This window comes from Mesorhizobium sp. M0410 (assembly GCF_040321435.1).
GTDB lineage: Bacteria > Pseudomonadota > Alphaproteobacteria > Rhizobiales > Rhizobiaceae > Mesorhizobium.
In genome coordinates this window covers 1-21,125 of sequence record NZ_JAMYRN010000035.1, presented here as the reverse complement: position 1 = coordinate 21,125, position 21,125 = coordinate 1, and the positions used below count along the sequence as shown (strand labels likewise).

The following is a 21,125-nucleotide window of genomic DNA, read 5'->3' as shown; positions in this document are numbered from 1 at the left end:
TGTTCTAGGCCAGAGGCCTGGAGTTATCCCGCGCACCTTGCTGGATGGCGGACCGGGTTGCGTCGTCCGCCCTCGCTGCTCGCGAAGATCGAAAACTGTTTGCCGCGAGCTGCCGGGCGCCGCGAGCGGCACGGCCGGCGGCCCAGCGCGCGCCGGAATAGCGCACGGCATTCCTGCCGAACGTCCCATATGAGTACCGGGCTCCCACGGTGCTGAGATAGCCGCCGCCATTCAGGATCGAAGCAATCGAGGGTATCTGCATGAGAACGTAGATCCCGATGATCGTCACCAGCACCAGCGGCAGCACCAGCGACATTTTGCTGTCCATGGTCGCTCCGCCGGACGTGGCGGTGTTCAGCGCCGCATTGACGAGCGAGAAGTAGAAACCGAGAAAGCCGTAAATCAGGACTTGCTGGATCATCAGAAAGGTGGTCAGCGAAAGGAAGCCTTCGCTCATGCGCGAGGACCATCGGTAAAGCCAAAGAATGATCCATATCGGCGCCAAGGCGAGCGTGATGAACAACATCACTTTGGCGGCGATGATCGCGGCAATGGCAAGCGCTGCGAAGATGATGGCAGACAGCAGAACGAGCAGCGACAAGAGCGCACCAAAAATGTCATAGAAGGATCCGCTGTAGACCTGATTGGCGACGTCCTGCGCCCCCTGGTAGAGATTGTCGATAAGCGCTGGAATTGCCGCCTGGTCGCTGAGCTGGTTGCCGGTGGCCCGCGACACGGCGCCGACGATCACCTTGCCGACCTCGTCTGGAATGCTTTGCGCGAGCTGATAGATCGTCGCGGAAAATGTGCCCCATCCCGTTAGCAGCAGATAGATAATGACGGCGCGGCCTAGGCGATAGGCCGCTTCGATTGGCGAAATCGACTCACGCCCGCTCAGGATCGAATAGCCCCACCACACGATATAGAGGGTCAGCATCAGGGTGAAGACGTTGCCCATCGCATTGCCCAACTGCATATAGACGGTGCGGACGAAGTCCTCACCGATGTTGTCAATGCCACCGAGAATGCTTTCGGCGAGACCGTTCATGGATCCTCGTCAATGATGCTGGCGAACGGCGTTGAATTGACCGGCTTCAGCGCGCCGCATTCGTCGGCGTGCGCATACGCCAAACGCCCGCACGGCGCTTTCAGTTCGCGATTTGCGCATCCGAAAAGCCCTGCGCTGAGCCCGATCATAACGCATGTGCGCAACACCAGCCTCGACAAGTGCTAGCCTCCGCTCTTGCCGAAGTCCGAGAACGGATTGACGTTGCGCGGTGTCATCATCTTCTGGACCTGGCTCTGACGAAGAAGGTCTGTCTTCAGCTTCTCATTCAATGCCGCGACCGCACCGTTCTGGACGCCGATCAATTCGTTGACCGCGCGCGCGTTTTCCAGCTGCATTCGCGTGTTCTGGTCCACCGAACCCTTCACGTCCAGCGACTGCCCGATCTGCCCGCTCGCGGACTGCAGTGACTGTTCGCGCTGGGTGACGCCCTGCGAGGCCTGCGAAGTCAACGCGCTTAGCAGCGAGGCCACGTTGACGCTGCCGCCGTAGGCTGAGTTGACGGCGCTCGTCTCTTTGCCGGCGATCTGCTGGAGCTGCTTCACCAGCTGGAGCCCGTTGATGACGGCGCCGGCGATTTTCTGGATTTCGGGCGAAAGGCCACCAAACGAAAGCGCGCCGCCGTTCAGGATCGATCCGAACGACGGAGCCTGGGCAATCGACATGTTGCCGCCGAGGCCCATTTGTCCGATTCCAAGCGAACCGTCACGACTGCCGCTGAGAGCCTGCAGGATCTCCTCGCTCTTTTTCAGGATATCCTTGTTCGAGGCCATGATGGAGTTGGTGTTTTCCGCATTCTTGCGGGCTACATCGAGATTAGCGCCATCGATGACGGCAATCTGTGCGAAGGCCGTGCTTGCCCAAAGCGCAAGACTGGCGGCAATCGCGAATTTCTTCATGTCAGCCTCCTATTGCTGCAAGGAATCGATCACGCTGGCAGCGCCAGCAGGGTCGGGGGTGATGATTATCGAGCGGCTGTCGGCTGAGCTTGCCCGTGCGTTCTCAAGTGCGCATGGTAGCCACCGGCCGCGATCGATCTTCAACCGTTCCAGTTCCGCGGGATCACAAGAGAACGGGTTTGCAGAGCCGCTCTTTGGCCGTTGCACCAGTTTGGCCGACTGCGATGCCTGAACGTTCTGCAACGACAGAAGCTGGGCCAGCAGCGCCGTGAAGTCCCCCGCCTGGGCGAGGTACTGGTTGGTGACATCGGCGTTGATCCCACGAGCCGACGAGTTCAGCTCCCAAGCGTCTTTGTATTCCGTCACCTGGCCAACGGTGCCAGCTAGCGCGTCGATCGCCGCATCATTGGCGCCCATCTGCGATGAGCTTGCATCAAGCCCGCCAGCCGCCTTCCTGACCGTGCCCATGGCCGCGTCCTGGGCCGTGCCGCCTGCGCCGTCGGCCGTTACGATCGAGAATGGTGGCGGCGCGGCGGCCGGAGCCTTGCCGCTCGACACATAGTCGTTGAAGTAGCTGTTCCAGCGGCCGACCCCGCCGGCCCACTGGTTTTGCTCGCCTGCGTTCGATCCGTTGTAGAAGGAGGCGAGACAGCTGTAATTCGTCGCCCCGCATTGCTTCACGCCCATTCCGAGATATTTGACACCGCCTTCGACATTCTGCTCGTTCACGTCGCGGTCCAGTCCCATGGACTTGCCGGTGCCCTTGGTCAGCTGCATGACGCCTTTGACGCCGGTGTGGCTCCCGGCGCATGTGTCGAAGCGCGATTCCTGATAGGCTACGGAGAGTGCCAGACCTTCTGGCACGCCGTATTTTTGCGCATAGTAGCGGATCAGCTTTACGTTTGCCGCGTCGCGCTGCAACGCGTCGGCCGGCGAGCGGCGAAACATCTGTGAGCGGTATTTGTTCGAATAGGTGCAGACGACGCTTTTCTTCCTGTCGGTTTCATCCTTCTTCGCTTCATCCGACTTCGTGCTGTGCTGCTCGTCCTCTTGCCGCTTGTCGAGGTTCTGCCCGTCGATGACCGCGATCTGAGCGACAGCCACGCTCATGCTTTCCGCCGTCGCGAGAGCCACGGCCAGACAAGCGCTGCTAAGCCGCTTCGTCATGTTCGGTCTCCCATCCGCAGAAGTATGGCAGCCACATCTCTGGCTCGTCGCCGAAGGTCTCCCGGAGCCTTGCGCATTCCTTGCTGTTGGCTTCATTCGAAGACAAAACTTTGATGAGATCGGGCATAGCCGACAAATCGAGCTTGGCGACGATCGAGTCGCTGTCGTGCTTGACGAGGAAGGTGCGTGTTTCCTTGGCGGTGCGGCGCACAAACTCGAATTCCTTCGCTGTCAGTGAGAAGCGCTCCATGTAGGAGTCCTTGCTCGCCTTTGGGTTGGGGAAGAAAATGTTGGTCTTCGTTTGCTCGATCAGCGACGATGAGATGGAGGAATTGACGACGTCCTCCGCCGTCTGCGTGCCAAAGCCGACCACGCCGTTGCGGCGACGAATGGTCTTCAGCGTCTCGTTGATGAAAGCGGCGAAAACCTCGTCATCCAACAGCTTCCAGCCTTCATCGAGGAAGAGCATGATCGGCGAGCCGTCGATGACGTCCTCAAGACGATGAAAGATGTAGAGCAACGCCGCCGAGCGCAGCTTTCGGTCGCCTAGGATCTTCGTCATGTCGAACCCGACAACGGGCTTCGAGAAATCGATGAGATCGACGGGATTGTTGAAAAGCCAGCCCTTGTCCTTTGGGTCGAGCCAGGGTTGTATCCGCGCCGCCAGATCGTTCATGCCAGGCATCAGCGAACCACGCAGCACTTCCGGCAGCAGGTCGAAGGTGCGCTGTTCGCGCGGGATCTTGTAGATCATGTCGACGGCGGCGTTGATGACGCGCATCTCAGCCACGTCCAGCGCGCCGCCGTCCGGCGTTAGAATGTAGAGGAGCAGATCTTCGAGGAAAGAACGGTTTTCTGCCGTGTCATCAAGCTGCAACGGCGCGAACCCCGTCGGCTGGGAAGGCTCCATCACCTCGTAGCGCCCGCCGAGCGCCCGCACGAAAATTTCAGCGCCGCGCATATAGTCGAAATATACACATCGCGGACGCGGCATGATGCGCATGGCCTGCGCCATCAGGAAGGACAGCACCACGGTCTTGCCCGAGCCGGTCGGGCCGAACACCGTGAAGTGCCCGACATCGTGAACGTGGAAATTGAAGTAGTAGGCCGTCTGGCTGGTCGTTTCGAGCAAGGCAATAGGGCGTTTCCAGTGCAGCCTCTCGCGTTGGCCCGACGGGAAATTGTGTCCTGAAAAAAGGCCGGCGAAGTTAAGCGACGAGATCAACGCACGTCGCGCGATGTAGCTGAAATTTCCCGGCAACTGCGCCCAGAAGGCCAGTTCCGTGTTCAGTGTCTCGCGTACCGGCACGATCGACATGCGCGAAAGCTCCGCCGTGATGTCGGATAGCGCACGGTTGAGGCCATTCATGTCCGGTGCCAAGGCCATGACGCTCATGTGGTGTTGTCCGAAGACGACTTCGCCGCCGGCCAGCTTGTCGGCGCCGTCGTGGACGGAGTCCTCGACCGTCGTGCCCGCCTCGTCTGAACCCTCAACCTGGTTCGCGATGGTGTTGATCCTGCGCATCGCCGTTACACGGTCCTCGATCGCGAAACTCTGCGTCAGGACAAACTCATGTGGCAGGCGCAGGAGACCGTCCAATGAGCCCGGAGCGGTGAACGGAGGGTATTCCTTGATCGACACCATGCCGCCGAGCTTACCTTCGTCCGGCCCGCGAAGTTCCAGCGCGGACTTGCCGAAAAACAGCTGTCGTGTCGCCAGCACATCACCAAGGCTCATGCGCGGCAAAGGCATTTCCACGTCGACGCCGCCGGCGAGGATCTTCGCCAGAAATTCCGCCGGCTCGGAAAAGAAGCTATCGCGGCGCTTCACGACACCGAGAAGACGCCCCCCATAAGCGGTAAAATCCTTGACGACGCCGTCGAGAACGTCATGCAGTTCTGCCATCGCCTCTTCGCGGGTTTCTTCGCCCGCCGTACTGATGCGGAACGCATTGAGCGCCTTGTCCACCCAGCCGACGCGACCGACCATCGGTCGGCGTATGACCGTCAGATACGCCTCGTTGACGAAAAGGTTTTTCGCCCCAAGCTCATCCATGTAGCGGGCGTCGAGCTCGGCCACGAAAGGATTGTCAAAGTCGCCTTCGATCTCGGGCGTCACGTGGCGGCGGATGATCGTTGTGTAGACCGCAAAGCGAGAGGTCGAGAGATTGCGGAACGTGGTGTTGCGGTTGAACATGCGGCTGTTCAACTCGGCCTGGTCCATCGTCTGGAACGGCAGGCCACTGAGCTGGATGACGCCGACCAGAAAGCCGCTCTTCGTCACGATCAGGTTGTCATCGACATGGCGAAGGTAGGGGACGTGCATCGCCGCGGGCTTTTCACGCCGGCGCTCACGGCCAAATTTAAGATCAGCATCGAGGCTCATGGGGAATAGCTCCTCGCGCCCCAAAAAGTTAGGTTCGCCACCGCTCCGCGTTTGGAGATGCGCCGTTCGTAAATATGAAACATGTAGGGGTCGCGCTGGCACAGATATGCGCTGACCAGATGCACCACGCCGAACACGCCAAGGCCGAGCATGAAGCTGCTCGTGGCGATAAAGCCGACCACCGCAAGGATGCCGTTCAGCGCGAAAACCTCGTAGCGCACCCCCCATTTCATCGGGGGGCGTGTCAGTGGCAGGCTGACCGGCTCGACATAGACTTCCTCGTCATTCATCTCTCAACTGCCTCCCGCGGTCGCGCGCACTGCATCCACCAACTGGGCAGCGCCGAAGATCAGAGCGATGCCAATGATGATGGAAAAAGCCATCATCCACGCCAGCCGGCCCGTCATGGCGAGGAAGCCGAGAAAACAGACCGCGATGATGGCGAATGAACGCGCTATGTTGCCTTGCAGAACTCCGACAAACCACTCCATCACATTTTCGACTGGCGCCGCCGACTGGGCATACGCAGTGGCCGGCGCGAGAGCTATTCCGACCGCCGAGGCCAAGGCCAGCTTCAGGGCGAATTTACCCGCTTTCCTGTATTCCACCCTTGGCTCCTTTCAGTTGCCGAAATCCATGACATGACCATCCTGCCAAGTGTCCTCGCTCGCTGATGGAACGGCCGCGAGCATTTCCAATTTGGGTAGGGTGGATTTTTTGACGACACCGCCGAACTTCCAGCGGTTCAATATTTTCACGACGTATTCCGCGGTCTCCGGATTCACCGGAATGCCCTTCGCCTTGTAGACGTTGTTGGGCCCGGCGTTGTAAGCCGCGAGCATCAGCAGCGGATCCTGGAATTCGTCGTACAGTGACTTCAGATACCGGATACCAGCCCGGACATTTGCCCGTGTATCGCAGGGGTTTATCACGCCGAGATCGGAGGCCGTTCCTGGCATCAGCTGCATGATTCCCAAGGCCCCGGCTTTTGACGGACCCTGGTTGGCACCAAGATCGCTTTCGGCCCATGCAATTGCTTCGGCTAGATCGGCGTCAAATCCTTGTTCAGCCGCTATTGAGCGCACAAGGCTCGCGATCTGTGCACGGTTGCCACCCTCACAAGCTCCGGAGCGATCTATACCGGTTGCCGCCACAGCTTTCGCCGGCGTTGCAAAGGCGATCGCAACGCGCTCTGATGCCATGTCCTGAGCCAGCGCCGTGAAAGGCGCTATGGCACCGCAAAGCGATATTATCAGGAGAGGTCGAATCATTGGCTTGCCACAATTTGACACTTTACTATGGCTACACTCTGCCCTAGTAAAGTGTCAATCGATAAGCGTGACGAGAACGGAAATCCGATGAAACAGACAGCCATATTCGTGGCCTTGCTGCTCCAAAGCACCGTGGGTTTCGCAGCCGGCGCGAGCGCCCCGAATGCCTTCGAACCGCCATCGAAGGACTACTTGCTTCAGTTCTCGAAGCCTGGCGAGAAGGTCTTTGTCTATGAGCGCTACGACGCCAAGGGCGCGCTTTATCGGCGGGACGTTACCGCCTTGAAGATGCCGGTGAAGGTGCACTCGGCTACTGAGCGCGTTATCAACGGCGCGACGTATCGGCTGCGCGGCCTCACAGCGTGCCCAAAGCCAAAAATCACATATAAAGCCGAAGAATGGGACTGCACGAAAGCCGCGCAAGATTACGAAGAGCGGATCTACAACCACCGTGCATCTGTCGTTCTTTGCAAGACGCTTGTTTTGCAAAGCAAGAAGGATGAACCCGACGCCGTGTCGTGCTTCTCCCTCGTCGGTGCAGGCGATCCAAACGATCCGTACACGGTCGCCTATGATGATGACGAAATGGTCTTTTTCGACATGGCGGCGATTGGTAACAAGGATGGCAAATCTCTGCGCCCCGATCTGGAACATTCGGGCGAACTGGGCGAGCAGTTCCAAAAATGAGAACGTTCAGCCTCGCAGCCATTGCCGTTGCACTATCCGCATCGGCTCACGCCCAGGAGAGCAATGCTTCCACCGAACCGACTCCGTTCCAAGTATCGAAGTCGGCTCAACTGCTAACCGGCGACACATGGCGCGATGGAGACCGCCTGTTCCATCTCTATGGGGTCCAATCGTGTTTACGAGGGACAATCGCAGAGGAGGCCGGCGGTAGGAAAATTGATTGCGGCAACGCATCGCTGGCGCACTTGGCCGCGCTGTTTGACGGCACGGCAATCACCTGCCAGCCAATCGGCTACGCGCTCGACGAGGCGGCTTTTGTCATATGCGGAGCGCAGTTGAACGGCGAAACAATCGACGTCGGAACGGCCCTCATCTCGACGGGATATGCTTTTGCGGCGACGACAGTAAAAGGCAAGGCAGTCAACGGCAATTACCTAGTTGCCGAATTGGATGCGAAGTCGAATCGCAGAGGATTGTGGAACACAACGTTTCAGCACCCAGTACAAATGCTGCTGAAACGCATATCGGAGAGATAATGATGAGCCGCGATGACGACGCCCACAACCATTACCATGGATATCCTGTGCAAGGACGCACCGACCGCTCAATTGGCGATGCCGTCGCATTCATCGCTATTGTCTTGGTCCCCGCGGGAGTTTATGCCGCCTGGCACGCCATCACAGCATGGCTTTCGGCACTCTTCTCTTAGGATTGCAGTTTCGTGAAAGAACCGAGCACCGCTTGCAAATCGTCAACGTCAATTTCGCACCAGCCATGACCCATCAACCGTTGGAAATAAGCTGCCTTCATTTTCATATCCGCGACAGTGGCTACTGGAGCGATGGCGGCTCTCCTTCGTGCCGCGGCCTCTTGCGCCATAACGGCGTCCATCCTCTGACCCAGCAAGGCCGCGTCCGCCCCTTCAGCTTCCATCAATCGCCTGCCGAGATATTCGAGCATGGCCAGGCTCTGACGATGTGCCGCAATAAGATTCGCGACACCTTCAGCCGGTTCCATTTGTCCGTTGCTGCAGACCAGTTGAATAGCCATCGTCCTCCTCCTGGCGTACATTGGTCACATACTGATACCTCGGGAGGTAAGGAAACATAGGGATGGCATCATCCCTATTTTGTAGCGACAATTCTAAGACCGGGCGGGGGTGCCTGCGTAGAAGGATTGGCTTCTAATGTTTCGTGCCCTGGTGGTTGAAGACCAGACGCTTATGCGTCTGGCATTAATGAACGAAGTGCAAGCAAGCTTCCATGACTGCATCGTCGTAGGTGCCGAAACCTTGGAGATTGCGACCAGAGAGCTTCAAAACGTCCAATTTGATCTCATCGTAATTGATCCCGGCTTGCCCGGATTTGATCCCACGTCAGAAACTGCTCGGGTTGCTGTCGTCGACAAAATCATGGAAGCCTCTGCGAGCGCCATCCATATCGTCGTCACCGGCTCTGACAATCGAACCGAGGCCGAAGGTTTCCAGCAGATCGGCGCCGCCGCTTATCTCGGCAAAACCGGCCTTGCGCCCGGCGTTTTCAGCGATGTGCTCGAGGACATTTCATCCAAGGGCTTCTCCCTGCGCCTTTCGCGAGTCGCCATGACAAGGCCCGACTATCGCTTTTCCGTTCTGACGCCTCGCGAGCATGAAATCATCGACATGATGGCCCGCCGCGCGCCTGGTGTGAAACGGAAAGAGATTTTCGCCCTCATGTCAGAGCGGCTGGGCATCGATGCCGGCTCTGCCGAAAGGTACTACAAGCAGGCCCGGGCCAAACTCATGAGGCAAGGTCATCCGCTACCACAGGGGCTGTGATCGCGATGGCTTCTCTAACCGTACATGGGATCAAGGTTCCCGTGGAACCGCAGGATGTCTCGCCGGTCATCTGGCGAGCGCTTCAAAGCCAGAGCTATGAGGCGAAGGAAGCGAAGTGGATTTTCAGGGCAGTCAAGGCGCGCGATCGCGTACTGGAGCTAGGGTCCGGTATCGGCATCATCACCGCACTGATCGCGAAAATCCCCGGCGTTCAGGTGTGGGCTTTTGAAGCAAATCCCGCAACAGCGGAACTAGCGAAGCGCGTGATAGCGGCCAACGATCTCGACAATGTCACATTTTCCCAGGGTATCCTCACAGCAGGCCCGCCGCGGTCCTTCACCTTCTACGTTCGCCGGGACCTTTGGATGTCTTCCACGGACAAAGACCAGGGACCATATGAGCGCGAACTTTCGATCGTCTCGGCCGACGTCGATCGTTTCATGACCGATCATCAAATAAACGCCCTCGTCATGGACATTGAAGGTGCTGAGAAAGAACTTCTGCAGGATGCCGAGCTGCCCGGCGTCCAGCGCATTTTTCTTGAGCTGCACGATCATCTCTATGGCCTTGACGGCGTCCGCAACATCACGCTTGCCCTAGCAGAAAAGGGATTTGCCTACGATCCGCGGGGCTCCCGAGGCCCTTGCGTGCTCTTCGCCAAGAACGATGGACCCCGCGAATACGAGGATGTGGAAGATGTTGCGTAATGCTCTCGCCGTCATATTTGCCCTGTCCCTTCCGCTCGCCAGCGCCGCCGAGGAAATTCCCCTCGATCCCAACGAAGTGTCGGTTCAAGACGCCAGCGGCAAGACCGTCGCCATCTTTTCAGTAAAGCAGCTGCGGGCAGACTTTCCGCAACAGACCTATGACACGCGTACGCCTTGGACGAGCGACAACGAGAAGATCGAATATCGTGGGCCGCTGCTTGCAAATGTGCTTGCCAAGGCCGGAATTACCGCCGTTCAGGAAGTCAAAGTCGTCGCCTATGACAACTTCGTTGCCGACATTCATATGGACGAAATCCGGTCTTATAATCCGATCCTGGCGATCGAACGTCGTTGCAACGAGAGTGACAAGGCCGGCTCGCATTGCCCGCCGGGCCAGGATTTCCGCCCGATCAGTATGGTAGAGAAAGGCCCCATCTTCATTGTTTGGCCCTTGGACCGGTTGCCCGCTTCATATGTTCCCGCAAGAAACTCGATCTGGGTGTTTTTCCCAGTCATCCTGCGCGCCACGCAATGAAGTTCTTAAACGGCCGCTTGCTCACTGTTCTGCCGTATATTGGTATGGCTGCAGCGCTTGGGCTGAGTGCGTGGACATTCATCCAATCGAACCGCTACCGTCAGGAGACGGATGCCATCCTCACTCAGACTTTCGAGATTCAGTGGCGCGCGGCGCAGATTCGCGAGCGCCTTATACGAGTCTATGGCTATCTTCGCATTGCCGACGAGACGGGCAAGCTTGATGCGGACATCGATCGACAAATGGCGTTGGTGAACGTCAACGTCGCGCAGTTGGAAAACCTGCCCTATCTGAACCGCTTTTTTCCCGACCACGATGCCGAACTCCTGGGCCGGATTCGCCTGACCCTCGAACAGAAAATTGCCCCTATTGTGTCAGCGCGGAGAAACTACACCCAAGCCATTGCCGACATGGCCAAGCTGGAACAGTCAATTTACGAGATTTCCAGCTCTACCGTTGATCACAGTGCCACCTTGCAGCAGACCGCCAGCATCGACATTGCGGCCTCGCGCAACTGGTTCATCTTTGCCATCGCACTTGGCCTGGGTGCCACCTTTTATCTCGTTATCCATCAACGCTATGCTTTGGCCAATCGCCGTGACCAGCATATGCGCTCGTTCGCTTCGCTCTTTGCGCATATGACCCGATCGCGGGTTACAGCCTTGAGGCTGTTCCTTGAGCACGCACAACCAGACAAGCAACCGAGCGGCGAAATGCTTGAGGCTGCGCGCAGTGCTGCTACTGAACTGGAATCGATCACCAACAGTGTCCTTCAGATCGCCTATGCGCCACAAGATTCCAGCACCGTGGCGCTCGGCCCACTCCTCGAGGATCTCGCGCACGATCGCAGCAGTTTGGTGCAAGTTTTGGTCGATCCTAAAGCACGTCTGCAACCTGTTCCGGCGACGCCGTTACGGTTGGTCGTTAATGAGCTGATAGAAAACGCTCTTGCCGCTCTATCCGGCACCAGAAACGCCCCAATTCTCATCTCCGCGACAGTCAAGCGACGTCCCTTCCTCCTGCGCAGTTACCTCGTACTAGATGTGGCGGACAACGGCGCAGGCATGTCGCCTGCAATCCTTGTGAAGGCAACTACACCTTTCTTTTCAACGCGAGCTGGAAATCATACTGGCCTTGGACTGACCGCATGTTCCCAGATGGTCTCGACGCTGAAAGGAAGGCTCATCATCAACAGCGCTCCCGGTGCCGGCACAACCGTAGAGATCAGGATTCCGGTGCATTCGACTGCCGCCACGTCATGGCAGTCGTTCCTCAGGCGCGGGCGAAAAAAGGTACACACGTGGCGCGCCTAATTGTCAGCTCTGCTCCATTTTCACCTGAATGCACCGGTATGCGCTATCACGGCGAAAACCTGCCAGGCATTCTGTGTAGCGCAGCTTAGACGGATGATGACGCTGGAAGTTCACGGCACTCTGAAATGAGAACCTACGCCTCCGGGTGCGTCAGAATCAGGTAGATCAGTTGGTGGCGGGACCTTATCGGAAAAGAGGAAGGTCGCTGGATCAAGTTTCAACGCCTTGGCGATCGCCGCAATTGTGTCGACGCTGATATTGCCGCTTGCGCGTTCCAATTTCATGAATGTCGCCTCCGCCACGCCGATGAGCTCGGCCATCTTATAGCGGAGCAAAGTGCGTCGTTTTCGCTCAATGTCGATGATGTGCGCCAGACGCATGCGGATTGCATTTTCGTCCAACTGATGCGCCCATTCGGGAAGTTTTTTTCCGCCCGCGAGCAGGTCCGCAACTGACACATGCAAGCCGCTTGCCATGATTTGCAACGTCGTCAGGGTGACATTGTTTTTCTGTCGCACGGTCTGGATGTATGTCCGGTAGGCGAGCCTTTCGCCCTCGACGGTCCGGAACAGCTCGGCCATGTGCATATGGGATAGGCCACGCCTAGCTCTCTCCCGCTCCAGCGTTCTCGCAATGTTGGCGCGCAACGGGTTGTTGACCAGGCCCGCGTCGTCTCGTTTCATAAATCGATGTAGTCGCACAACCTGCCTTCTCGATCTGTCCTTTTTCGCGCGGATGATCCATAGTAAAGTATCAGAATCCGCAGCGAGGAAAAGGCTATGAACATGCTGAAATATCTCTTGGTGGGTGCCACCGTCGTCGTGGGCGCCGCGGCTCTTCCATCCCAATCACAGGCATCGGAATGGGGCTGTCAGGTCCTCCTCTGCCTGTCCGGTGACTGGCAGGCCACTCCTTCTTGCCACCCGTCAATCTACAAGTTGATGGCGGCGATGAAAGCGCCGGGTTTTAACTGGCCGATCTGTCCACAAGCCAACTCCAGCGCCGCGAGATTCGAGAAGTATGAGGATTGTCCAGCTGGCTGGCAAGCAGCTGGCAGCTACGACTCCGATCGGCGAGGAATGAGGCAAGAACGGAACATCTGCCGTATCAGCTCCGACAGGCTCACCCTGCCCGCCACTTTCACGAATAGTCGTCTCGGCCAAGACCATGACAACGGATCTCGACAGGCCCAGATCGAAATCAACGGTAGGTTGGTGACGGCAAAAATCCAGATCACGGGCAACGATAGAGGGCATTCCCTTGGTAATGGCCCCACCTACTACACCATCTCTCGGCCGGTGCGCGGAAAGCCCTGGTTCATCGAGTATGACGACGCGAACGGCATGCGCCAGAAAAGCTGGTTCAATCTCAACATGCCATAAGCCAGGCGATCACGCAGGATGAGTCGCCATGAGGATCACAAGGCGTGTCTGTCCGGTTCATTCACCCCGACGCCAGCGATAGCTTCGAGACAGCAATACGGTACTGGATCAGGGAAGGGTAATAAGTGTTGAAGGCGCTGCTCCTGTCGACTGCGATAATGGGCCCATGGGCAGGCTTGGCGGTGGCTAGCCAGAGCGAGAAGCCGCGATCGAGCGCGGACAATCCGATGTGGCCCGCTTCACTGAAATGGGACTGCAAGACCGCCGCCAAAATCGTGTGTGAGCGTGACGGCAGTTGCACAGTGGCCGAGGACCATACTAGGTTTGTGCTGAACTATGGCAGCAACGAAGCTGAGTTCCCGGCCAGCAATGTCAGGATCAAACGGCACTATCAACAGACCGTGCAGGCAAGCCCTTTGCAGCAGGAAGTTAAAGTCGAACTGGCTGACAATCGCGTTCTTTGGCTGACGGCCGTGGATGCCAGCCGCACTTATTCGGAAGCCTGGGTCGGCGCAATGAGCGAGTTGAAGGGCGGCGCGGTACTCATGGAATCCGAGGGCGTCTATTGTATGCCGCACAAGTGAGTGAGCCGAGAGGGAAGGCGAGCGAAAACCGATATGTTCTGACCTCGGGCGCCAGCCACCGGCGTTTCAGAAAAGTCCGGCATAACCGTCTTCCCGGTCTAGTTTCATCAGACGATCAGCCGTCGACTCCTGCGCAGCGGCGTCCTGACCCATCACGGCCAGCGCAGCGAACAGCCCAACAGATTTCCTCATCCAAGTCCCCTCACGCCAAGGACCAAGAACGTTTTGCCTTGCCTGGCGAGAGCTGGGTGCGGATGGTCAGGAGGTCTTGCATGACTAACCTGTCAACAATGAAACGAACATTCCATGGCACGGTGCTCGAGCGCATCGTGGTGGTGGGGCTGGGCGGCCTGCCCCTGACCGCAACGATCGACAATCTGCCGGAAGCGTATCCGGGCGGACAAGTCGCGCGAGGCGGGCGCCTGGGCCTGCTCGGCAATCGCGACATCATGGATACGCCGTTCAACATAGGCAGCTACACGGCGCAAACGATCGAGGATCAGGGCGCACGCACGGTGGACGACGTGATGATCAATGATCCTTGGTACGGAGCACCCATTCAACCGGCGGGATATTGGATTCCTTCTACATTCGCGGCTTTCCGATCAATGAAGGAAATTTTGGCGAGGTCGCGTTCGATGGTGTGTTCGGGGTCGCGCCGACCTATCGCTTGTTCACCGATTATATCGAGCGATCGAGGTTCTCAAAGGACCGGTGGCGCTCCTTTATGGCATCGCGCCGAACAGCAGTCTCGGGGGGTACGACCAATATCATCCCAAGCGCGCGGGCCGAGGTCGATCTGACACGGTCGAGCCCCCAGGGCGGCGGGCATCTCGATGTGAGCGGGCGTTTCGGCGCCGAGCGGCAGTTCGGGGTCCGATTCAACGGCAGCTATCACGGCGGCGACGCCGATCGACGACCAAAAGCGCGACGTGCCGGTGGTGACAATCTGCGGCGCGGGCCGCACCGGGCAACGGAGCGCCGATCGCCACGATCAAGCCTGGCCGGTCTGCGCCCGCGGTTTGCCGCCAATCGGATGTTAGAGCTCATGCTAATGAGGCGTCAGCACTCCGATTTTCTCAATGGTTTGGAAAAATCAAAAGATAATTCCTTATCTCTATAGATTTTGTGTAATATCGTACGATCCCGTCTTGGCAACCGGGCATCCCCTTGGTGGAACAGGAGATCGACGACACGTGGCAAGAATTTCGGTTCTCGGCATATCCGGCGGCGTTAGTACGCCATCCCGCACCACCGCGGTGGTGAGCGCGCTGGTCAAGGCGGTCGCGTCGCGTGTCCCGTCGGACGCCGGCCTGATCGAAATCACCGAGGCGGCGCCGTCGATTTTCGCCGGGCTGTCTCGTCGTGCGCTCGGCGCGTCTGGCGAAGCGATCATCCAGCGTGTCGAGAAGGCCGACCTGCTCGTGGTCGGAACGCCGGTCTATCGGGCGTCCTACACCGGCGCTCTCAAGCACCTGTTCGACCTCGTCGATCATCGTGCACTGACGGGCAAGACCGTGCTTCTCGCGGCAACCGCGGAAGTCCATACCATGGCCTGGTTCTCGAACATCAGCTCCGGCCATTGTTCGGTTTTTTCGGGGCCGTCACGGTCCCGACCGGCGTCTACGGCGCGCCCGACGATTTCGTCGATGCCAAGATCGTCGGCGCGGCGATTATCGAGCGCATCTCACGGGCCGCTACCGAAGCGATTTCCTTGCTTAATTCCAGTGATGCAAACACTGCCGTCGCCACGCGCGTCGGTTGAAGCCAATCAAAAGGGGAAACGAACGAAATGACCTCGAATTCCGACAACGTGAAATTCGCCTACTGGGTCCCGAACGTCTCGGGCGGCCTGGTCATCTCCAACATCGAGCAGCGGACCGGCTGGGACATCGACTATAACCGCAAGCTCGCCCAGATCGCCGAGGCCAACGGCTTCGACTACGCGCTGAGCCAGATACGCTTCACGGCCGGCTATGGCGCCGACAACCAGCACGAATCCGTCTCGTTCAGCCATGCCTTGCTCGCGGCCACCACAACGCTGAAAGTCATCGCGGCGATCCTGCCCGGCCCATGGAATCCAGCGCTGGCGGCCAAGCAGATAGCCACCATCAATCACCTGACCAATGGCCGTGTCGCGGTCAATGTCGTGAGCGGCTGGTTCCGCGGTGAGTTCGCCGCCATCGGCGAGCTGTGGCTCGACCATGACGAGCGCTATCGCCGTTCGGAGGAATTCATCCGTGCGCTGCGCGGCATCTGGACCGAGGACAATTTCACTCTGAAGGGCGACTTCTATCGCTTTACCAACTACTCGATGAAGCCGAAGCCGATCGATCCGCAGCCGGAGATCTTCCAGGGCGGCTCATCACGCGCGGCGCGCGACATGGCTGCGCGGGTTTCCGACTGGTATTTCACCAACGGCAACACGCCGGAAGAGATCAAGAAGCAGGTTGACGACATCAAGACCAAGGCGAAGGCCAATGGCCACAAGGTCAAGATCGGCGTCAACGCCTTTGCCATCGCTCGCGAAACCGAGGCAGAAGCGCGCACCGTGCTCGACGAGATCATCGCCAAGGCCAATCCGGAGGCGGTGCAGGGTTTCGCCGATCAGGTCAAGAATGCCGGCAAGGCGTCGCCGGAAGGCGAGGGTAACTGGGCGAAATCCTCGTTCGAGGATCTTGTCCAATACAATGACGGCTTCCGCAGCAATCTCATCGGCACGCCGGAACAGATTGCCGAACGCATCCTCAAGCTGAAGGATGCCGGCGCGGATCTGATACTGCTCGGCTTCCTGCATTTCCAGGAAGAGGTGGAGTTCTTCGGCAAGCGCGTCATCCCTCTGGTGCGCGAACTGGAAGCGGCGCGCGACAGGGAGCTCGTCGCCGCGGAATAGGACACGCGCGGCCTCCAGGCCGCCGCCCGCACGCGTTCAAAATTAGGAATGTTTCATGATTGGTGCTTCGCTGGGAGCCGCCGCATACGAGCGCTCGCCCGAAATTTCCGGCATTCTTGCTGGTGCTGATCCCGTCGAGGACACGCGCCCGGCGCGCCTGTCGGCAAAGGCTGATGCGATCCTGGCGCTGGGCGGGATCAGCATTTCCTTTGGTGGCGTCACGGCACTGCGGGATGTCGACCTCGAGGTCAAAAGCCGCGAGATTCGAGCTGTGATCGGTCCCAATGGCGCCGGCAAATCCTCGCTGATCAACATCATCAGCGGCCTCTATCACGCCGATCAGGGCAAGATCGCGATCGATAGCCAGTCCTTCTCCCGGGTGTCGGCAAGCCGTCTGGCACGGCTCGGCGTCGCGCGCACCTTCCAGAACCTGGCACTGTTCGGTGGGCTTTCAGTGCGCGACAACATCGCGTCGGGCCGCGTCCACACCCGGCGCGCCAGCTTCGTCGAACATATCGCTGGTCTACCGCGCGCCCGGCGCGAAGATGCCGCGATCGCTGAAAAGGTCGACCAGACAATCGCCTTCCTGCATCTCGAGGCCGTCGCCGATCGCCTGGTCGCAACGCTGCCCTACGGCCTGCAGAAGCGGGTCGAACTGGCGCGCGCGCTTGTCGCCGAGCCGAAGATCCTGCTGCTCGACGAGCCGATGGCCGGCATGACGGCGACCGAGAAGGCCGAGATGGCCGGTTTCGTGCGCGCAGCGCGCGACCGGCACGACGTCACCATCATCCTCATCGAACACGACATCGGCGTGGTCATGGGGCTCTCCGACCGCGTCGCCGTGCTCGACTACGGCCGCAAGATCGCCGACGGGACACCGGCCGAGGTCAGGGCCAATCCGGCGGTGATCCGGGCCTATATCGGCACCGCCGAAGGCGAACATGGCGAGGGCATCCGATGAGCTACTATGATTTCCTCTTCGTCATCGAGGTGCTGGTCGGTGGCTTGCTCTCAGGCGTCATGTATTCGCTCGTCGCCATCGGTTTCGTGCTGATCTACAAGACGTCGGGCGTGCTGAACTTCGCGCAAGGGTCGATGGTGCTGTTCGCCGCACTCACCTTTGTCAGCCTTGTCGAACGCGGCATCCCGTTTGCGCTTTCGCTGCTCATTACCCTCGCGGTCATGGTTGCGCTGGGCTTCACCATCGAGCGAACTGTGCTGAGGCCGCTGGTCAATCGCTCGCCGATGACGCTGTTCATGGCCACGCTTGGCCTGTCTTACATCATTGAAGGCGCTGCCCAGTTGGTGTGGGGCACGCAGGTGCACGGGCTCGATCTCGGCATCGACGACACGCCGTTCGAGGTCGGCGGCATCCTGATCTCGTCGTTCGATCTTCTTGCTGCAGGCATTGCCGCGGCGATGGTCGCCGGCTTGAGCGCATTCTTCTATTGGACCCGGATCGGCCTGGCGTTTCGCGCCGTCGCAGACGACCAGTTCGCCGCGCTTGCCGTCGGGCTGCGGCTGCCCCGGATCTGGGGAACGGTGTGGACGGCCGCGGGGTTCGTGGCACTGGTCGCGGGACTTTTGTGGGGCGCGCGCCTCGGCGTCCAGTTCTCGCTGTCGCTGATCGTGCTGAAGGCGCTGCCGGTGCTGGTGCTTGGCGGCTTCGATTCTATCCTCGGCGCCATCGTCGGCGGCCTCATCATCGGCGCCAGCGAGAAGCTCGCCGAGGTCTACCTCGGACCCTTTGTCGGTGGCGGCATCGAAGGCTGGTTCGCCTATGCGCTGGCGCTGGTCGTCCTGCTGGTGCGCCCCTCCGGCCTGTTTGGCCAGAAGACTGTCGAAAGGGTCTGACCGATGGCCGTGCAAGCGCTCGATGCCGCAAGGCTTCCCATCGACTGGCAGAGGTTAGCTCTGCCCGTCGCCCTGATTGCCGTGGCCTACGGCTTGATCCCCGCCTATGCGTCGAGCTATCTCGTCGAGGCGATCCTGCTGCCGTTCCTTGCGCTCAGCCTGGCGGCGGTCGGCCTCAACCTTTTGACCGGCTATTGCGGCCAGCTTTCGCTGGGCTCCTCCGCCTTCATGGCGGTTGGCGCTTTCGCCGCCTACAATTTCAACCTTCGGGTCGAAGGACTGCCGCTGGCTGCGACCATGATCCTGGCCGGGATTTCGGCCGCCGGCATCGGCGTCGTGTTCGGATTGCCGAGCCTGCGCCTGCGCGGCTTCTATCTCGCCGTCTCGACGCTCGCCGCCCAGTTCTTCGTGCAGTGGGCGCTGACCAAGTTCGGCTGGTTCTCCAACGACAACCCATCCGGAGTGATCTCGGCGCCGCACCTTGCCGTTGCGGGCTTCTCGCTCGACAGGGCGACGGGCCGCTACCTGCTCTCGGTGACCACGGTCATCGTGCTCACGGCGCTCGTCTGGCGCCTGGTCAACAGCGCGACCGGCCGCAATTTCATCGCCGTGCGCGACAACGAAACCGCCGCGCGGGTGATCGGCGTCCCTGTGCTGAAGACCAAGCTGCTCGCGTTCGCCATCTCGTCCTTCATCATCGGCGTCGCCGGGGTGCTGTGGGCCTTCACCTATCTGCGCACGGTCGAGCCGGCCGGCTTCAATCTCGACCGCTCGTTCCAGATCCTGTTCATCATCATCATCGGCGGGCTGGCCTCGATACGCGGCGCCTTTCTGGGAGCGGCGTTCATCGTCATCTTTCCGCTCATCCTGTCGCGGCTTGGCGCCTTCCTGTTTGGCGGACTGTTCGATTCGGGTGTTCTCGACATGAGCCAGCGCATCGTGCTCGGCGCGCTCATCATCATCTTCCTCATCGCGGAACCGAACGGGCTGTCGGCCCTCTTCGACCGCCTGAAACGACGGATCGGCTCAAGGTCCAGCTGAGCGCCGCTCGACATCCTCTCACGGACCACAACCTCAGGAGACGCAATCCATGACCTTCTTCAGTCACCTCAAGAAAGCGGCGATCGCCACGGCCTTCGTCCTCGGCGCGACGGCGGTCCACGCCGACGAGCAGTATTTTCCCCTGCAGAGCTACCGCGTCGGCCCTTATGCCGCCGGCGGCACCGGCTTCTTCGGCGGCTTCATCGACTATCTCAACCTGATCAACATCCGCGACGGCGGCGTCAACGGCGTCAAGCTGACCTGGAGCGAGGGCGAGACGCAGTATGAGGTCGAGAAGGGCGTCGAGGTCTATGAACGATTGAAGAGCAATCCCGGCATCGCCGCCTGGAACCCGCTTTCGGTCGGCATCGCCTATGCCATGATCGACCGCATCACCGATGACAAGGTGCCGCTGATCACCATCAACCACGGCCGCACCGACACCACGGACGGACGCGTGTTCCCTTACGTCTTCCCGCTGCTGCTCAATCCCTACAGCGAGACCTCGGGCATCGTGAACTATATCGCCTCCAAGGAAGGTGGCCTCGACAAGCTCAAGGGCAAGAAGATCGTCGTGCTCTATCACGGCTCGCCCTATGGCAAGGAGACGATTCCGATCTATGAGCTGCTGTCGCAGAAATACGGCTTCGAGCTGTCGCAGATCGAGGTTCCGCATCCAGGCAACGAGCAGCAGGCGCAGTGGCTGACGATCCGTCGCGAGCATCCGGACTATGTGGTGCTGCGCGGCTGGGGCGTGATGAACCCGGTTGCGCTCAAGACCGCGCAGAAGACCGGCTTCCCGGCCGATCACATCGTCGGCAATGTCTGGTCGAATTCGGAAGAGGATGTGATCCCCGCGGGCGATGCCGCCAAGGGCTATACGGCCATCACCACCCAGGCGTCAGGCGAGCAGTATCCGGTGGTCCAGGAGATCGTCAAAACGGTCTACGGCGCCGGCAAAGGCAATCTCGAGGAAAAGAGCCGTATCGGCTCGGTCTACCACAATCTCGGCATCGTCAACGGCATCCTCAATGTCGAGGCGGTCCGCATCGCGCAGACCAAGTTCGGCAACCGCACGCTCACCGGCGACGAAGTCCGCTGGGGCTTCGAGCATCTCAAGCTCGATCCGGCACGCGTCGAGGCGCTGGGCGCCAAGGACCTGTTCCACTCGATCAACGTCTCCTGGGACAATCACGAAGGTGACGGCTACGTGACCTTCCAGCAGTGGGACGGCAAGAAGTGGAACGTCGTCTCCGACTGGATTGCGCCCGACTGGAAGCTGCTGCGTCCGATCATCGAGAAGTCGTCCGAGGCCTATGCCAAGGAAAAGGGCATCAAGATCCGCACGGCCGAAGACGCCGAAGCAGTGGTCAGCAACTGAAGTCAAACAACTCGCGGGCCGCCCCCCGGGCCCCCCGCCGGTTGAGGCCGATTGGGGGGGATAGGATTGACGCCCCCGAAAAAACCTAACGGGGGGGGGGGGGGGGGGGGTGGGTTTTAAAAAAAAACACGGCCCCCCGCCAC

26 protein-coding genes are annotated in these 21,125 nt (G+C 59.6%); 16 read left to right on the top strand and 10 right to left on the bottom strand.

What is annotated here, in order from left to right:
- Positions 1-4 precede the first annotated feature (4 nt).
- Entirely contained in the window at positions 5-1,048 is a 1,044-nt protein-coding gene (locus NKI63_RS28885; RefSeq protein ID WP_352468902.1) for a TrbL/VirB6 family protein, read from the bottom strand.
- 12 nt (positions 1,049-1,060) lie between these two features.
- Here NKI63_RS28885 and NKI63_RS28880 point away from each other — a divergent pair, with 12 nt between their 5' ends.
- The gene (locus NKI63_RS28880) at positions 1,061-1,234 is read left to right on the top strand and encodes a hypothetical protein (protein ID WP_352468901.1); all 174 of its coding nucleotides are present in this window, start codon (positions 1,061-1,063) and stop codon (positions 1,232-1,234) included.
- Here NKI63_RS28880 and NKI63_RS28875 read toward each other — a convergent pair.
- The 6 genes from NKI63_RS28875 to NKI63_RS28850 are packed head-to-tail and all read right to left on the bottom strand — an operon-like array spanning position 1,231 to position 6,720.
- Positions 1,231-1,965, bottom strand: a complete 735-nt coding sequence (locus NKI63_RS28875) for a type IV secretion system protein (protein WP_352468900.1) — start codon at positions 1,963-1,965, stop codon at positions 1,231-1,233. The genes NKI63_RS28880 and NKI63_RS28875 overlap by 4 nt on opposite strands.
- A gap of 9 nt (positions 1,966-1,974) precedes the next feature.
- Positions 1,975-3,132, bottom strand: coding sequence for a transglycosylase SLT domain-containing protein (locus NKI63_RS28870; RefSeq protein WP_352468899.1), 1,158 nt, complete (start codon positions 3,130-3,132; stop codon positions 1,975-1,977).
- The gene (locus NKI63_RS28865) at positions 3,116-5,518 is read right to left on the bottom strand and encodes a VirB4 family type IV secretion/conjugal transfer ATPase (protein WP_352468898.1); all 2,403 of its coding nucleotides are present in this window, start codon (positions 5,516-5,518) and stop codon (positions 3,116-3,118) included. Before NKI63_RS28865 ends, NKI63_RS28870 begins: the two co-directional genes overlap by 17 nt.
- Positions 5,515-5,808, bottom strand: a complete 294-nt coding sequence (locus NKI63_RS28860; protein WP_352468897.1) for a VirB3 family type IV secretion system protein — start codon at positions 5,806-5,808, stop codon at positions 5,515-5,517. The genes NKI63_RS28865 and NKI63_RS28860 overlap by 4 nt, the downstream gene beginning before the upstream one ends.
- A gap of 3 nt (positions 5,809-5,811) precedes the next feature.
- Positions 5,812-6,126, bottom strand: coding sequence for a TrbC/VirB2 family type IV secretion system protein (locus NKI63_RS28855; RefSeq protein ID WP_352468896.1), 315 nt, complete (start codon positions 6,124-6,126; stop codon positions 5,812-5,814).
- A gap of 12 nt (positions 6,127-6,138) precedes the next feature.
- Positions 6,139-6,720: a lytic transglycosylase domain-containing protein gene (locus NKI63_RS28850; protein WP_352468895.1), complete on the bottom strand. Its 582-nt coding sequence runs from the start codon at positions 6,718-6,720 to the stop codon at positions 6,139-6,141.
- 156 nt (positions 6,721-6,876) lie between these two features.
- On the opposite strand from NKI63_RS28850, the gene NKI63_RS28845 reads away from it, so the two are divergent.
- Together NKI63_RS28845 and NKI63_RS28840 are read left to right on the top strand one after the other, a co-directional pair.
- Positions 6,877-7,476: a hypothetical protein gene (locus NKI63_RS28845; protein WP_352468894.1), complete on the top strand. Its 600-nt coding sequence runs from the start codon at positions 6,877-6,879 to the stop codon at positions 7,474-7,476.
- Positions 7,473-8,012, top strand: a complete 540-nt coding sequence (locus tag NKI63_RS28840; RefSeq protein WP_352468893.1) for a thermonuclease family protein — start codon at positions 7,473-7,475, stop codon at positions 8,010-8,012. The genes NKI63_RS28845 and NKI63_RS28840 overlap by 4 nt, the downstream gene beginning before the upstream one ends.
- Before the next feature lie 169 nt (positions 8,013-8,181).
- Here NKI63_RS28840 and NKI63_RS28835 read toward each other — a convergent pair whose 3' ends face one another.
- Entirely contained in the window at positions 8,182-8,526 is a 345-nt protein-coding gene (locus tag NKI63_RS28835; protein ID WP_352468892.1) for a hypothetical protein, read from the bottom strand.
- Positions 8,527-8,662: 136 nt separating this feature from the next.
- Between NKI63_RS28835 and NKI63_RS28830 the strand changes: the two genes are divergently transcribed.
- Genes NKI63_RS28830 through NKI63_RS28815 form a run of 4 tightly spaced genes read left to right on the top strand, consistent with a single transcriptional unit; the run spans position 8,663 to position 11,847 of the window.
- Positions 8,663-9,292, top strand: coding sequence for a DNA-binding response regulator (locus NKI63_RS28830; RefSeq protein WP_352468891.1), 630 nt, complete (start codon positions 8,663-8,665; stop codon positions 9,290-9,292).
- Between the two features lie 5 nt (positions 9,293-9,297).
- The gene (locus tag NKI63_RS28825) at positions 9,298-9,999 is read left to right on the top strand and encodes an FkbM family methyltransferase (protein WP_352468890.1); all 702 of its coding nucleotides are present in this window, start codon (positions 9,298-9,300) and stop codon (positions 9,997-9,999) included.
- Positions 9,989-10,534, top strand: coding sequence for a putative pterin-binding protein (locus NKI63_RS28820; protein WP_352468889.1), 546 nt, complete (start codon positions 9,989-9,991; stop codon positions 10,532-10,534). Before NKI63_RS28825 ends, NKI63_RS28820 begins: the two co-directional genes overlap by 11 nt.
- Complete coding sequence (locus NKI63_RS28815) at positions 10,531-11,847, top strand: sensor histidine kinase (protein ID WP_352468888.1); 1,317 nt, start codon at positions 10,531-10,533, stop codon at positions 11,845-11,847. Before NKI63_RS28820 ends, NKI63_RS28815 begins: the two co-directional genes overlap by 4 nt.
- A gap of 110 nt (positions 11,848-11,957) precedes the next feature.
- On the opposite strand, the gene NKI63_RS28810 is transcribed toward NKI63_RS28815, so the two are convergent.
- Positions 11,958-12,428: a helix-turn-helix domain-containing protein gene (locus NKI63_RS28810; protein WP_352824010.1), complete on the bottom strand. Its 471-nt coding sequence runs from the start codon at positions 12,426-12,428 to the stop codon at positions 11,958-11,960.
- Positions 12,429-12,626: 198 nt separating this feature from the next.
- Here NKI63_RS28810 and NKI63_RS28805 point away from each other — a divergent pair, with 198 nt between their 5' ends.
- Both NKI63_RS28805 and NKI63_RS28800 read left to right on the top strand, forming a co-directional pair.
- The gene (locus tag NKI63_RS28805) at positions 12,627-13,229 is read left to right on the top strand and encodes a hypothetical protein (RefSeq protein ID WP_023722887.1); all 603 of its coding nucleotides are present in this window, start codon (positions 12,627-12,629) and stop codon (positions 13,227-13,229) included.
- A gap of 125 nt (positions 13,230-13,354) precedes the next feature.
- On the top strand, positions 13,355-13,813 hold the full coding sequence (locus NKI63_RS28800) for a hypothetical protein (RefSeq protein ID WP_031195338.1): 459 nt from the start codon (positions 13,355-13,357) through the stop codon (positions 13,811-13,813).
- Between the two features lie 66 nt (positions 13,814-13,879).
- Here NKI63_RS28800 and NKI63_RS28795 read toward each other — a convergent pair whose 3' ends face one another.
- Complete coding sequence (locus NKI63_RS28795; protein ID WP_023722890.1) at positions 13,880-14,005, bottom strand: hypothetical protein; 126 nt, start codon at positions 14,003-14,005, stop codon at positions 13,880-13,882.
- A 382-nt stretch (positions 14,006-14,387) separates the two neighbouring features.
- Here NKI63_RS28795 and NKI63_RS30795 point away from each other — a divergent pair, with 382 nt between their 5' ends.
- Genes NKI63_RS30795 through NKI63_RS28760 form a run of 7 tightly spaced genes read left to right on the top strand, consistent with a single transcriptional unit; the run spans position 14,388 to position 20,982 of the window.
- Positions 14,388-14,936, top strand: a complete 549-nt coding sequence (locus NKI63_RS30795) for a hypothetical protein (protein ID WP_023722891.1) — start codon at positions 14,388-14,390, stop codon at positions 14,934-14,936.
- Positions 14,896-15,609: an NAD(P)H-dependent oxidoreductase gene (locus NKI63_RS28785; protein ID WP_352824009.1), complete on the top strand. Its 714-nt coding sequence runs from the start codon at positions 14,896-14,898 to the stop codon at positions 15,607-15,609. The genes NKI63_RS30795 and NKI63_RS28785 overlap by 41 nt, the downstream gene beginning before the upstream one ends.
- Positions 15,606-16,706, top strand: a complete 1,101-nt coding sequence (gene sfnG, locus NKI63_RS28780) for a dimethylsulfone monooxygenase SfnG (protein WP_023722893.1) — start codon at positions 15,606-15,608, stop codon at positions 16,704-16,706. The genes NKI63_RS28785 and sfnG overlap by 4 nt, the downstream gene beginning before the upstream one ends.
- Before the next feature lie 55 nt (positions 16,707-16,761).
- The gene (locus tag NKI63_RS28775; protein WP_352468887.1) at positions 16,762-17,667 is read left to right on the top strand and encodes an ABC transporter ATP-binding protein; all 906 of its coding nucleotides are present in this window, start codon (positions 16,762-16,764) and stop codon (positions 17,665-17,667) included.
- The gene (locus NKI63_RS28770; protein WP_023722895.1) at positions 17,664-18,560 is read left to right on the top strand and encodes a branched-chain amino acid ABC transporter permease; all 897 of its coding nucleotides are present in this window, start codon (positions 17,664-17,666) and stop codon (positions 18,558-18,560) included. Before NKI63_RS28775 ends, NKI63_RS28770 begins: the two co-directional genes overlap by 4 nt.
- Positions 18,561-18,563: 3 nt before the next feature.
- On the top strand, positions 18,564-19,601 hold the full coding sequence (locus tag NKI63_RS28765; RefSeq protein ID WP_023722896.1) for a branched-chain amino acid ABC transporter permease: 1,038 nt from the start codon (positions 18,564-18,566) through the stop codon (positions 19,599-19,601).
- A 49-nt stretch (positions 19,602-19,650) separates the two neighbouring features.
- The gene (locus NKI63_RS28760) at positions 19,651-20,982 is read left to right on the top strand and encodes an ABC transporter substrate-binding protein (protein ID WP_023722897.1); all 1,332 of its coding nucleotides are present in this window, start codon (positions 19,651-19,653) and stop codon (positions 20,980-20,982) included.
- The last annotated feature ends 143 nt before the right edge of the window (positions 20,983-21,125 follow it).

Bases quoted from the DNA above. Each gene is read 5' to 3' on its own strand.
- NKI63_RS28775 (WP_352468887.1), top strand. From the start codon at position 16,762: ATGATTGGTGCTTCGCTGGGAGCCGCCGCATACGAGCGCTCGCCCGAA.
- NKI63_RS28840 (WP_352468893.1), top strand. From the start codon at position 7,473: ATGAGAACGTTCAGCCTCGCAGCCATTGCCGTTGCACTATCCGCATCG.
- NKI63_RS28860 (WP_352468897.1), bottom strand. From the start codon at position 5,808: ATGAATGACGAGGAAGTCTATGTCGAGCCGGTCAGCCTGCCACTGACA.
- NKI63_RS28820 (WP_352468889.1), top strand. From the start codon at position 9,989: ATGTTGCGTAATGCTCTCGCCGTCATATTTGCCCTGTCCCTTCCGCTC.
- NKI63_RS28865 (WP_352468898.1), bottom strand. From the start codon at position 5,518: ATGAGCCTCGATGCTGATCTTAAATTTGGCCGTGAGCGCCGGCGTGAA.
- NKI63_RS28875 (WP_352468900.1), bottom strand. From the start codon at position 1,965: ATGAAGAAATTCGCGATTGCCGCCAGTCTTGCGCTTTGGGCAAGCACG.
- NKI63_RS28805 (WP_023722887.1), top strand. From the start codon at position 12,627: ATGAACATGCTGAAATATCTCTTGGTGGGTGCCACCGTCGTCGTGGGC.
- NKI63_RS28810 (WP_352824010.1), bottom strand. From the start codon at position 12,428: ATGGCCGAGCTGTTCCGGACCGTCGAGGGCGAAAGGCTCGCCTACCGG.
- NKI63_RS28765 (WP_023722896.1), top strand. From the start codon at position 18,564: ATGGCCGTGCAAGCGCTCGATGCCGCAAGGCTTCCCATCGACTGGCAG.
- sfnG (WP_023722893.1), top strand. From the start codon at position 15,606: ATGACCTCGAATTCCGACAACGTGAAATTCGCCTACTGGGTCCCGAAC.
- NKI63_RS28845 (WP_352468894.1), top strand. From the start codon at position 6,877: ATGAAACAGACAGCCATATTCGTGGCCTTGCTGCTCCAAAGCACCGTG.
- NKI63_RS28825 (WP_352468890.1), top strand. From the start codon at position 9,298: ATGGCTTCTCTAACCGTACATGGGATCAAGGTTCCCGTGGAACCGCAG.
- NKI63_RS28850 (WP_352468895.1), bottom strand. From the start codon at position 6,720: ATGGCATCAGAGCGCGTTGCGATCGCCTTTGCAACGCCGGCGAAAGCT.
- NKI63_RS28770 (WP_023722895.1), top strand. From the start codon at position 17,664: ATGAGCTACTATGATTTCCTCTTCGTCATCGAGGTGCTGGTCGGTGGC.
- NKI63_RS28870 (WP_352468899.1), bottom strand. From the start codon at position 3,132: ATGACGAAGCGGCTTAGCAGCGCTTGTCTGGCCGTGGCTCTCGCGACG.
- NKI63_RS28830 (WP_352468891.1), top strand. From the start codon at position 8,663: ATGTTTCGTGCCCTGGTGGTTGAAGACCAGACGCTTATGCGTCTGGCA.
- NKI63_RS28785 (WP_352824009.1), top strand. From the start codon at position 14,896: ATGGTTTGGAAAAATCAAAAGATAATTCCTTATCTCTATAGATTTTGT.
- NKI63_RS28880 (WP_352468901.1), top strand. From the start codon at position 1,061: ATGATGCTGGCGAACGGCGTTGAATTGACCGGCTTCAGCGCGCCGCAT.
- NKI63_RS28885 (WP_352468902.1), bottom strand. From the start codon at position 1,048: ATGAACGGTCTCGCCGAAAGCATTCTCGGTGGCATTGACAACATCGGT.
- NKI63_RS28815 (WP_352468888.1), top strand. From the start codon at position 10,531: ATGAAGTTCTTAAACGGCCGCTTGCTCACTGTTCTGCCGTATATTGGT.
- NKI63_RS28760 (WP_023722897.1), top strand. From the start codon at position 19,651: ATGACCTTCTTCAGTCACCTCAAGAAAGCGGCGATCGCCACGGCCTTC.
- NKI63_RS28795 (WP_023722890.1), bottom strand. From the start codon at position 14,005: ATGAGGAAATCTGTTGGGCTGTTCGCTGCGCTGGCCGTGATGGGTCAG.
- NKI63_RS28835 (WP_352468892.1), bottom strand. From the start codon at position 8,526: ATGGCTATTCAACTGGTCTGCAGCAACGGACAAATGGAACCGGCTGAA.